The organism is Scopulibacillus daqui, from assembly GCF_016908855.1.
GTDB classification, from domain to species: domain Bacteria; phylum Bacillota; class Bacilli; order Bacillales; family Sporolactobacillaceae; genus Scopulibacillus_A; species Scopulibacillus_A daqui.
Genome location: NZ_JAFBER010000004.1, coordinates 33,039 through 45,074, shown reverse-complemented (window position 1 = coordinate 45,074; position 12,036 = coordinate 33,039). Strand labels below are relative to the sequence as shown.

Below are 12,036 nucleotides of genomic sequence, written 5' to 3'. Positions count from 1 at the left end.
CCGGCTGACCCGGCGCTTCTTTATTTTTCTATTTCCCAAAATATCATTCATTAAGGTATGAAAACAAATCCTTCGAATACACATTAAAGTAGACATAAACATAGACTAAACACATATATCTTTAATAATGAAAACCTTGAAAGGGTGAGAAATGTGTCCCAATCTTCTTCTAAAAGCCTGCAGTTCTCAATTAACGAGACGATTTGGTTGAAGGACGGAGAAGCTGCTCAAGAGATTCTCTCCATGGCCTTAGAACCAGACATCACGATAGAAGAAAATAGAAGTTATATCTGCATTAAAGGAGGTTTAAGACTTACAGGCGAATATAAGCCGGCAGAAAATGATGCTGAATTGCCGCCGCAGTCCGGCCAGCTTTCTATTCGGACGATTGATGAAATGACCGAAACCGACGCCGGAACGGCTTTGATCGAGCATCAATTTCCTGTTGATATCACTATTCCCGCCGAGCGGATTCAAGATCTTGAAGATGTATTCGTGATGATTGAGACCTTTGATTACAGTATGCCAAGTCATCATTGCATACAATTAGAAGCAGATATTTCTATTACAGGCATCATTGATGAAATGGCGCAGCCATCAACCTATGAAAATGATAATGAAAGTGATAACGCCGAAAATGAAGGTTCGTATTTTAATCATCAATCACCGTTTTCTGAATTTAATCAATTTCAGTCTGAAGAAAATGAAATACCATTTCAACAAGATTTTCAGTTTGAAGCCACAAGGGATACTGATGATGAACCTCAGCAGCAGGAAGGTCCTCAAGTTGAAATGAAGAGACGAGACGAGGAACGTCAAGACGCGCCATCTTTTAAAGAGGACAAGAGTCATTTATCATCGTTTAATATGTTTCCTTCGTCAAATCAAGAAAATAAAGAAAGAGAAGAATCAAGAGATGAAAGAACCCAAGACGACGATATACTTCCTTTAAGGCCTATTTTTCCAAATATCGATCAAATAACAGAAAAAAATAAGGGTGAATCTGATATTCATTCAAAAAATCAATATGATGGCGAGGAGCAGCAAGAGCAATATGAAGTCCAAAGGCATGAAGAAACTTCTATAAAAGACGATGATGCGTCAGAAGAGGAAGAGTCGGCTGAGAAGCCAGACAATATCGCCGCAAGAAAACAAAATCATCAGATTGATGACAATCAAGAAAGGACTGAGGAACAAGGGCAGAAAGAACAAATAAAATATTCTATTGATCCTTATGAAAATGACACAAAAGAAACGACTGAGGACCCGGTGTATGAAGAGAGGCAAGAGGAAGAAATAAGCGATCAGGAAGAATATGAGGAAGAAAAATATGATGAAGAATACGAGGAAGAAGATCAGCCGAAGGAAGAAATCTCAGACGAAATATCACTTTCCCGCGTAAATAACGCCAAAGATGAAAACGATGAAGATGAAGGCGGACGGCTGTTTGAGAAAAAGATTAAAGTAGTGCCTAAAGAAAACAAAGAAAATAAGGACGAAAATAAAAAAATAGATAAAATAAATCAAAAGCTGAATAAGAAAATGAACAAAAAAATAAACGATGAAGAAAATGTTAATAAGGAAGTGAATGTTAAAGGCGGGGAAAATATTAAAGAGGAAGAAAATGAGGAGAAAGACAACAAAAAGTTAGCGAAAATTGGGAAAAAGGCAATGAAAAAAGAAAATAAACAAAAGTATAAAGAAAATAAGAAAGAGGATCACGAAAAAGAAGAGAATGAGGAAAATATTAACGAAGAAGCTGAAAACGAACCAAAGAAAAAGTTAAATAAACGGGAAGAAAATGCCTTTTACCTCACAAGCATGCTAACTAATGAAGAAGAACAATTTTCTAAAGTAAAAATGTGCATTGTACAAAGCGGGGATTCCATTGAATCCATTTCAGAACGCTATAAGGTGCCGGTGACAAGCATTTTAAGGAAAAACAATTTAGAGTCCGATTTTATAGACGAAGGGCAAGTCTTATATATTCCGATTCCAAAGAAACGATAAAAGATCTTGTTCAAAAATGATATCAGAAGGGACCATATACCATTATGGATATCCTCTCTTTAATAAAATCAAATTATTATTTTCAATATGCGGAATGGTCTCGTGATCATAAGCAAATCATTGAGACTGATCTTGGAAAGAGGAAGGTATATTTCTGGAATGATGTCAATACCTTGCGATGGCATATTAATTGGCGGCACAGGTTAAATTGTGACGCCTTTTATGTTGACCGGATGCTGGTGACAAAATCCGGTCAGCTTTTTATTCCATTCGAAGACGGCGGGTTTCTGACATGCCACGATGTATTAGAAAAAAGAGCTGAACTTGAAGGTAATGAAAGATGTTGGGGTCAATTCATAGGTGCGATGCTGAACAGAAGTTTAGTGCCGGAAGCTCGCTGTCTATCTCTGTTAAAAGATAAGCTTAATCGCACCTTGGATACTTTCGAGTATATGAATGCCATGGAGCCGCAAATGAATGCTGGCGAGTTTCAAGCGATAAAACATTGTATTCCGAAAGTTTGGGAACGTATCGAGATAATGAAGTCTCTTGTCCGTGAAACGAAGCCGGCATATATACCATTAACGACAGAACTATTGCCGCTTGAAAAAGGCAGATGGCTGTCCGGCAAATTATTTTGGGAGATTCGCCAAGCAGCGCCTATATTAGGTTATCGATCATTTTGTGATTTTTTCAATCATTGGCTGGCGATGACGAATCAAAACAGTTTAATCAGCTTAATAGAAACGGTGGATGAAGTATCGCCGTTAAACCGGCACGCCAATCAATTGCTTGCGGCTTTTTACTATCCGGATGAATGGCTGAGAATGTTTGACGCTATTAGATATCAGCGTCAGGAGATACAGGTTTTATACAGGCAGTTCGCAAATGAATGGGAGATGACAAGCCGGACCACAGCAGTATTCTATCAATTTTTAAAGGAACAGGGGTATGTTTTATGACGACAACTGCCGACGAAAATGAATTATATCGCATATTATTTCATTATGATTTTCAACCCGTTCATATGGAAAGAAAGGGTTCTGTATTAAAAATAGAAACACATCGGGGGAGTTTTGCTTTAAAAGGCACACCAATGTCTGAATCACAGCAGCGAACGTTTCTCGCAGCCCGCCAGGCAATCGCCGGCCTTTCTATTAATGCTCTTCCGCTTTTGCCTAATAAATATGGCGGACTGATCATTAATAATGAGAGCAAATGTTATTATTTAATGCCATGGATTAATGAGACCGCAAAAGACGTATATGCCAAATATGAGCGGCTGATTGACGCGGCAGCCTTCATGCATAGCGGGACGAAAAGGACCGTTAAGAGGAATAAAGAAGAGACTAATATTTTTTACAAACAAATGTTGGATGTCTGGCAAAAAAGGAAAGCGTTTTTTGAACGTTTTGCCGATTTTGCCGAACATAGGACGTACCCATCGCCATTCGAACAATTTTATCTTACTACTTTTGCGCTATTAATGCGGGAACATGAGCAGATGAGAAATGTATTGGATCAATGGTTTCAGGGGAATGCCGAGAACGAAGAAGCCGCTATTGTTTTATGCCACCATCGGCTGTCGCCGGAACATTTGCTGACGGCTGATGAACAAAATTATTTAATCAGTCTGGAACATGCATATTTAGACAGCCCAGCTGTTGATTTAGTCTATTTATTTAAAAGCGCTGGCGAGGATCTCAGGCTGGATGACGAACAATACAAAAACTTAATTCAGCGCTATCAAGCAATATGTCCTTTGCCGAGGCAGGAAAAGCTATTATTAAAGAGTCTTATTCATGATACGGATATTTTTTATAAAATGCTTGCCGGCTACAGCGAAAACACCGCACCCCGTTCCAGCGACATGGCAATGATTGAACGATGGTCCAAAGCTTTATCCGCAATTGAAGGCATATATCATTTAGATCAAGCTTTAAGCCAAAATGATGAAACAGATCAAACTAAATCCAGTCCTTCAGAAAACAAACATAAAAGCTAATAAGCAAAATAAGTATAATGACATCAACTGCCGATGGAAAGAAAATGGTTCTTAACAATTGAAAACAAACAAGCGGAAGAACAAGAACCTCAAATCCGTCCCGAATTCTTCTTAGCCAAGGCGGCATATTAAAACGGTTAAACATATGCCATCCTCCTTTATAAGTTTTCTTAATTCAGTTTATGAAAAATACCTACTCTTGTGACGAATAAGGAGCATTTAACAGGGATAAAATAAGAACATCTGTTGACGAATATGCATATTTTTAATTAAAATAGATTTGTCATCATAATAGGCTGAGATAGGGAAGAGTACATGTTCGAATGCTAAAAGAATATGTTCATTTTTAAACATATTTGATAAGAGAGAGAAGCCATTAGCTGAGAGGCTTCTTTAGCAGATGGCATGGAAGGTCGCCCTTGAGCCGCTTTTTTGAAAGGCTTAGCGTGTGTTCAAAAAGGAGAACCGTGACTGGCTATTTGACAACACCGGTACGGCACACTCCATGAGTCGGAAGCCGAGGAACGGCAGTCTCGAAGACAAGAAAGACTGACTAAGAAATCCGGCAGTTGTTTTTCGGTTCTTTTTGAACTTCAGCTTAGTAGAAAAAGCCGGTTTAAACAACCGTTATCCTAGGTTAAGCGTGTATAGAATTTGTTCTATATAAATGAAGGTGGTACCGCGGAGCTTTCTTCGTCCTTTAAGGCAAGAAAGCTCTTTTTTATGAGTTGCGTGTTAAGGAGGAGAAAAAATGTCTGATACAAATCTTGAAATGGCAACTAAATATGATCCAAGCCAAACGGAAGAAAAATGGTATGAAACTTGGAAGAAAAATGGTTATTTTAAAGCGGGGACAGACACATCCAAACCGCCGTATTCTATCGTTATCCCGCCGCCGAATGTAACCGGAAAGCTGCATTTGGGGCACGCTTGGGATACAACAATGCAAGATTTATTAATTCGATTCAAGCGGATGCAAGGCTATGACGCGCTATACCTTCCGGGGATGGACCATGCAGGCATTGCAACGCAAGCTAAGGTGGAAGCCAAACTAAGAGAAGAAGGAACTTCAAGATACGACCTTGGCCGCGAAAAGTTTTTGGAAACCGCATGGAAATGGAAAGAAGAATATGCAGAATTTATTCGTAAACAGTGGGCAAAATTAGGTCTGTCTCTGGATTATTCCCGCGAGCGTTTTACACTTGATGAAGGCTTGTCTCACGCAGTCAAGAAAGTGTTTGTTAAACTTTACGAAAAAGGCCTTATCTACCGCGGCGAATATATTATTAACTGGGATCCGGCAACGAAAACAGCATTATCAGATATTGAGGTCATTTATAAGGAAGTAGAAGGCCATCTTTATCATTTAAAGTACCCGCTGGCTGATGGCTCAGGGACTATTGAAATCGCGACGACGAGACCGGAAACAATGTTAGGTGATTCAGGCATTGCCGTTCATCCTGATGACGAACGCTATCAGGATATGATTGGAAAAACAGCTGTTCTTCCGATAGTTGGCAGAGAAATTCCGATTGTTGCCGATGAATATGTGGATATGAGCTTTGGTTCCGGTGCGGTCAAAATTACGCCGGCGCATGATCCAAATGACTTTGAAATTGGCAATCGCCATAATCTTAAGCGCATCCTTGTCATGGACGAATCGGGTCAAATGAATCAGCAAGCTGGCAAATATCAAGGTCTCGACCGCTTCGAATGCCGCAAACAAATTATTAAAGACTTGGAAGCTGAAGGCGTTTTAGACCGGATTGAAGCACATACCCATTCCGTTGGTCATTCAGAACGAAGCGGCGCTGTTGTTGAACCATACTTGTCAACACAATGGTTTGTTAAAATGAAGCCCCTCGCAGAAAGAGCGGTCGCGCTTCAAAAGCAGAATGATAAAGTAAGATTTGTTCCGGAACGCTTTGAAAATACTTATTTACATTGGATGGAAAATATCCGCGATTGGTGCATTTCAAGACAACTATGGTGGGGTCACAGGATTCCGGCGTGGTATCATAAAGAAACCGGCGAGGTCTATGTCGATATAAATGAACCTGAAAATCCGGAAGAGTGGAAGCAAGATGAGGATGTTCTTGACACATGGTTCAGTTCAGCATTGTGGCCGTTCTCCACAATGGGCTGGCCGGATGAAGAAAACCCGGATTTCAAACGCTATTTTCCAACCAATACGCTTGTAACGGGATATGATATTATCTTTTTCTGGGTTGCCAGAATGATTTTTCAATCCATTGAATTTACAGGCGGAAAACCGTTTGATGATGTACTTCTGCATGGTCTGGTTCGAGACGCCGAGGGGCGGAAAATGAGCAAGTCGCTTGGCAATGGCATTGATCCAATGGACGTTATTGATAAATACGGTGCCGATGCCCTCCGTTATACATTGGCGACTGGAACAACACCTGGCCAAGACTTAAGGTTCCAGTGGGAGAAGGTTGAGGCTAATTGGAACTTTGCAAACAAAATATGGAATGCTTCGCGCTTTACAATCATGAATCTTGAAGGATTTAAAGCGGAAGACATTGATCTTTCAGGAGAAAAGTCAGTCAGCGATCAATGGATTTTAACCAGATTGAACCAAACCATTGAAAAAGTCACAGATCTCTTTGAAGCCTATGATTTTGGAGAAGCCGGGCGTTACCTGTATTCATTTATTTGGGACGACTTCTGTGACTGGTATATCGAAATGGCTAAATTGCCTCTTTACGGTGATGATGAAAAAGCCAAACAAACAACAAAGTCAGTATTAACTTATGTATTAGATAAAATATTAAAACTCCTTCATCCGATTATGCCGTTTATAACTGAAGAAATTTGGCAGTATCTGCCGCATGAGGGAGAAACGATTGTACTTTCCGAGTGGCCGGCGGTTAATAAAGAATGGCATTCAGAATCGGCCGTACAAGACATGACATTATTGCAAAACATTATTCGTTCTGTCCGTAATATTCGCGCAGAAATGAATGTGGCGCCGAGCAAGCCGATCCATATTCAAATTAAAGCCGCGTCAGATAAAGAAAAAGAAAGCCTTATTAAAAATAAGGCTTACCTGGAAAAGTTCTGCAACCCTGAAACACTGGATATCCAAACAGAACTTAAAGCTCCTGAAAAATCAGTATCAGCCATTGTAACAGGCGCTGAAATTTACTTGCCGCTTGAAGGCTTAATCAACATCGACGAAGAAATTAACCGCTTGGAAAAAGAACTCGAAAAGCTTAATTTTGAAGTTGAAAGAGTTCAAAAGAAACTAAGCAACCAAGGCTTTGTCAATAAAGCGCCAAAGCATATCGTTGATGAGGAAAAGGAAAAAGAAAAAGATTACTTAGAAAAGCGAAGGAAAGTTGAAGAGAGAATCAGAGAACTTAAGCAATAAGAAACCTTACCTTCTGATTAAATATTAAAGGACATTTTCAAATAAGGGTGGCGGACATCATCCGTCATCCTTTCTAATGGAGGTAGTACTAATGTTTAAAACGATAGAAGAAACAATGCAATGGATTCATCAATTGCTTCCTCATGGGATTAAGCCCGGTACGATGAGAATGGAATGGGTGTTGGAGAAACTCAATCATCCGGAACGCTCTCTTCGTACGATCCATGTCGGCGGAACAAACGGTAAAGGTTCAACAGTTAGTTTTCTAAGGAATATTTACCAAAAAGCCGGATTTGAAGTCGGGACATTTACATCTCCCTATATCACAAACTTTAATGAGCGGATTTCCGTTAATGGCAAAGGGATCAGTGATGAAGATCTGATTAAAGCTGCCAATATCATTTATCCTTATGTCAAAGAATTGGAAAATACTGATCTCGGTACGCCGACTGAGTTTGAAGTCGTCACTCTTATTGGGATTGTTTATTTTGCCAAAATTCATTATTGCGATCTTGTGATTTTTGAGGTAGGTCTCGGCGGCAGATTAGATTCAACGAATGTCATAGCGCCATTAGCTTCAATCATTACAAATGTCGGTATGGATCACATGCAATATCTTGGCAACACCATTAAGGAAATTGCTCGGGAAAAGGCAGGCATCATAAAATCCGGTACAGCTGTAATAACGGCGGCAGATCATCCGGATGCTCTCGAAGTTATTAAAGAAACAGCGGAAAGAAAACATGCCAAGCTCTATATATACGGTCAGTCATTTCATGTTACAGACTGCGGTGCCCGCGATAATGAAGAGTGTTTTGACTTCAAATCGAGATTCAGCCATTATTCACATTTAACAACTAAAATGAGAGGGACCCATCAGTTAACCAACGCAGCGGTTGCGTTAATGACGGTCGATTATTTGAAAACCTACTTTGCCCTGCATGTTGAAGAAGAGCATGTCATTGAAGGCATTAAAGAAACACAATGGCCGGGGCGTTTTGAAATGCTCTCAAAAGATCCGCTAGTTGTATTGGACGGCGCTCATAATCCGGAAGGTGTCCATGCTCTGGCAGAGACCATTAGGCGATATTATCAAGGAAGATCCATTAAAGTCCTTTATGCTTCACTGAAGGATAAAAATAATTCAGTAATGGTTGAAGAAATTGGAAAGACAGCTGACAGCATGACTTTCACAACATTCGACTTTCCAAAATCAGCTGAAGCGAATGAACTATATAGTCTATCCAATCATCCTCATAAGGCGATGGCGGATAACTGGAAGATAGCCTTGACTGAGATGCTGAGCGAAGCAAGTGAAAATGATGTCATTATTGTTATGGGTTCTCTCTATTTTATTTCTGAAGTACGGCAAAGCTTCCTCTCTAATGAACTTCAATGGCGCTTTTCGGACGAGAAGCGTTAATGCTCAGCAATTAAATAATATGATCGGCAAGTTAGGATCTCGTTTATCCTAACTTGTTTTTAATAGATACTATTCCAAAATATTTAATCATTTAGTAAAATGTATTTAATTCTTAAAAGGATGTGAGTTGAATACTTATTTACTTTTATATTTTTATGGTCGGGCTAGTGCTTGGTTCTTTTTATAATGTTGTAGGCTTTCGCTTGACGAAAGGCCAGTCAATCATATCTCCTCCTTCACATTGTCCGGGGTGTCGGCGCCGGCTTCCTTTATATGAAATGATCCCTGTTTTTTCTTACCTTTTTTTGCGCGGGAAATGCCGCGGCTGCGGAAAGAGCATTTCCTTGATATATCCCCTTGTCGAAATATCATGCGCTTTATTGTTTGTATTTGCCTTCGCTTTTGAGCCCTCAATGTCCTCCATTCTTATGGGATGGCTCTTAATCTCCCTTCTGCTTATTATTTTTGTCTCAGATGTGGCAGGGATGATGATTCCGGATAAGGTCCTCATCGTTTTTTTTATTCTTTTTATAATTTATAGAATAGCGTACCCAATATTTCCTTGGTGGCAATCGATTGCGGGCAGCGCCGCTGTTTTCTTCCTGTTACTTTTTATCAGTTATTTTTCCAGAGGAGGCATCGGAGGAGGGGATATTAAATTATTTGCCGTATTAGGGTATTTATTAGGATTAGAAACAGTGTTGCTGGCATTGTTATTATCAACGATTCTGGGAACGGCAGTTGGCGGCATCGGGCAATTTACGGGATGTATAAAGAAAGGCCGGCCTATTCCGTTCGGGCCGTTCATTGCGCTGGGAACGCTTATCGGATTCTTTTTTGGCGATCAGTTGATAGCATGGTATGCCTCTTTCGTTTTATAACCGGTTTTTAAGAAAAATGACGAAAAGAAATTAGGACAGGGCGACAAAAGTCTTGTCTTTTTTTTGACGATGTATGCTATTCTTCGATATAACGCATCTTTTAAGGAAGGAGTGGCTGCCATTGGAGAAGAAAGCGAAAAAAGAACCGGACATTATCGTTAAATTTAATGGCAAGGAGCGAACGCTTGAAGAATTGACTAAGGCGGAAACTGCGTCCGCTGATTCAGATAAAAGTCTTAATTGGCGAAAAGCATTTGCCAATGAAGAAAAGCAAAAACTTAAATCTATCAAGACGCATGAACAATCCGCTGTTGCCCATGAAAGTCTTCCTTCAAAATTAAAAAAGAAACGCAAGGCTAAAGAGAATAATGAGCGCATCCCCCTTCTCATTTTAATTAAGCATATTTGGGTTCCGTTATTGGCGGCAATAATCGTAGGCATGGGGTTAGGCTTTACCCTTCTATTAGCTTTTTCCGGGCATGGCAAAAATCATGCTGTTTCATCAGTTTCAAAACAAGAAACTGCCGGACAATCGCTGAAGCAGAATGGCTCTACGCTCCCCGCGAAAAATCTTAACCTTCATTTATATGTCATACAAGCCGGTGTATATTCTGATAAGCGTCAAGCAGATACATTTGTTAAAGCTTTTCAAAAGCAAGGCGTGCCGGCAGTTGTGGAAAAAAGCGGCAATAATTATATTTTTATTGGCGTGCAAACAAGCCAAACAGCTGTTGATCATATGAAAGATTATTTTAAGGAACAAGGGATAAGTGTTTATACCAAAGAATGGACGGCTGAAAGCAAACAGAAAGCGATTAATCAGAATATGTATAATTTTATGAAATTAGGAAATGATTTAATGCTATCGATGATTCCGGTAAGCGGACAAATGATTCTGAATGAAGGCGGTTCAATCAAAGATAAAGATATGATGAAAATAAAAGAAATAGAAGGTGAATTTCAAAAGGCTGAAAACGCGGCTGGAGCCTCGGTGCCAAGAAATAACCAGAGCCAAGTTCACACGTTTTCACAAGAAATTTCGAAAAGCGTCCAATACCTTGAGAAACATAAAGACAAGCTCGATAAAAAGACAGGCAGCTATATACAGCAGCATTTGCTTACGGCAATGCTGGCCTATAAAGAATTATTGTCATAAAACTCGCCTTTTTGGCGAGTTTTTTATTTTTGTCTTGTCATAAAAAGTCATCCTTTGACGAAACCTCTTTATTAGGATTGGCAAGGAATTTGGCAAGATTTTTTAATGACAGGGGATCAACGTTATGATACATTTAAATTATCAATCATACATCCTCTTTAAACCTCTTTATCTATCAGCTTAATACTGACTCAATCCTTCCTTTTTTTATGAACGCTCTTTTCAAATTTAAATTCACCGGCTCGAATGTAGCTTAAATGGCGGTTATAATAGAATGCTCGCGTTCAAATGTTATAAGCGCATGTTCGAAAAGAAGGAAAGCTGCCGGTTTGCATCCGCGGATATTGCGACGAAATTCTCCAACTTTTTGAACATCCTTATATGAGGACTGGTTTGTTGTGCGGGGAAGTATGCTTGAAAAGCATCCTAGTCAGTCACGGAACAAATGTATTAGGAGGAATAATGTTGGAAGAATCTTTAATGATCCGTGATGTGCCGAAAGAAGAGCGTCCCAGGGAACGTTTAATTAAGGAAGGAGTCCATGTCCTGTCCAATCAAGAACTGCTGGCCATTATTTTAAGGACTGGTACGAAAGATGAATCGGTTCTTCAATTGTCCCACCGCCTGCTTCATCAATTTGAGGGGCTCAGTTTGTTAAAGGAGGCAAGCATTGAAGAACTGGAAAATGTAAAAGGAATAGGAAAAACAAAGGCCGTTCAATTGATTGCCGCGATGGAATTGGGAAGACGCGTCAGTCAATTGAAAAACGAAGAGCGCTACGTGATACGCTCACCTGAAGATGGCGCCAAGTACGTGATGGATGAAATGCGTTTTTTATCACAAGAGCATTTTGTCTGTCTATATCTAAATACTAAGAATCAAGTCCTTTATCGAAAAACAATTTTTATTGGAAGCCTTAATGCTTCGATTGTTCATCCGCGAGAGGTGTTTAAAGAAGCTCTGCGGCGATCGGCAGCTTCAATCATTTGTTTTCACAATCATCCAAGCGGAGATCCGACGCCCAGCCGGGAAGATATTGAGATTACCAAGCGGTTGGTAGAGTGCGGGATGCTGTTGGGGATTGATGTTTTGGACCATATTATTATTGGTGATCAAATTTTTATAAGTTTGAAAGAAAAAGGTATTGTTTAACACTATTTTTTTCAT

General features: G+C 39.7%; 9 protein-coding genes, 1 pseudogene and 1 other annotated feature. Of the genes and pseudogenes, 9 read left to right on the top strand and 1 reads right to left on the bottom strand.

Translation table 11 applies throughout. From position 1 onward, the window contains the following. The first annotated feature begins 153 nt into the window (after nt 1-153). Genes JOD45_RS16865 through JOD45_RS04560 form a run of 3 tightly spaced genes read left to right on the top strand, consistent with a single transcriptional unit; the run spans nt 154 to nt 4,015 of the window. Nucleotides 154-2,010 carry a LysM peptidoglycan-binding domain-containing protein gene (locus JOD45_RS16865; RefSeq protein WP_205002689.1) on the top strand — a complete coding sequence of 619 codons (1,857 nt, stop codon included), beginning with the start codon at nt 154-156 and terminating at the stop codon, nt 2,008-2,010. A 44-nt stretch (nt 2,011-2,054) separates the two neighbouring features. Next, nucleotides 2,055-2,972, top strand: a complete 918-nt coding sequence (locus JOD45_RS04565) for a hypothetical protein (RefSeq protein WP_205002688.1) — start codon at nt 2,055-2,057, stop codon at nt 2,970-2,972. Further along, a complete protein-coding gene (locus JOD45_RS04560; protein ID WP_205002687.1) occupies nt 2,969-4,015 on the top strand; it encodes a protein kinase family protein in 1,047 nt (348 codons plus the stop codon). The genes JOD45_RS04565 and JOD45_RS04560 overlap by 4 nt, the downstream gene beginning before the upstream one ends. Here the strand turns inward: JOD45_RS04560 and JOD45_RS04555 are convergent. Next, nucleotides 3,978-4,160 (bottom strand): hypothetical protein, encoded by a 183-nt coding sequence (locus JOD45_RS04555; protein ID WP_205002686.1) that lies wholly within the window; start codon nt 4,158-4,160, stop codon nt 3,978-3,980. The two genes, JOD45_RS04560 and JOD45_RS04555, sit on opposite strands and share 38 nt — an antisense overlap. 144 nt (nt 4,161-4,304) lie before the next feature. After that, nucleotides 4,305-4,719, top strand: a binding site (T-box leader). 47 nt (nt 4,720-4,766) lie between these two features. On the opposite strand from JOD45_RS04555, the gene JOD45_RS04550 reads away from it, so the two are divergent. From JOD45_RS04550 to radC, 6 genes and pseudogenes are all read left to right on the top strand, one after another. Beyond that, nucleotides 4,767-7,409 carry a valine--tRNA ligase gene (locus JOD45_RS04550; protein ID WP_205002685.1) on the top strand — a complete coding sequence of 881 codons (2,643 nt, stop codon included), beginning with the start codon at nt 4,767-4,769 and terminating at the stop codon, nt 7,407-7,409. A 91-nt stretch (nt 7,410-7,500) separates the two neighbouring features. Further along, the gene (locus JOD45_RS04545; protein ID WP_205002684.1) at nt 7,501-8,832 is read left to right on the top strand and encodes a bifunctional folylpolyglutamate synthase/dihydrofolate synthase; all 1,332 of its coding nucleotides are present in this window, start codon (nt 7,501-7,503) and stop codon (nt 8,830-8,832) included. Nucleotides 8,833-8,987: 155 nt separating this feature from the next. Continuing rightward, nucleotides 8,988-9,218, top strand: a pseudogene (locus JOD45_RS16860) (prepilin peptidase); the annotation flags it as partial. A gap of 42 nt (nt 9,219-9,260) precedes the next feature. Continuing rightward, complete coding sequence (locus JOD45_RS16855; protein ID WP_338056026.1) at nt 9,261-9,713, top strand: prepilin peptidase; 453 nt, start codon at nt 9,261-9,263, stop codon at nt 9,711-9,713. A gap of 121 nt (nt 9,714-9,834) precedes the next feature. Next, nucleotides 9,835-10,869, top strand: coding sequence for a hypothetical protein (locus JOD45_RS04535; RefSeq protein ID WP_205002682.1), 1,035 nt, complete (start codon nt 9,835-9,837; stop codon nt 10,867-10,869). A 462-nt stretch (nt 10,870-11,331) separates the two neighbouring features. Further along, nucleotides 11,332-12,021, top strand: coding sequence for a RadC family protein (radC, locus tag JOD45_RS04530; RefSeq protein ID WP_205002681.1), 690 nt, complete (start codon nt 11,332-11,334; stop codon nt 12,019-12,021). Nucleotides 12,022-12,036 lie beyond the last annotated feature (15 nt).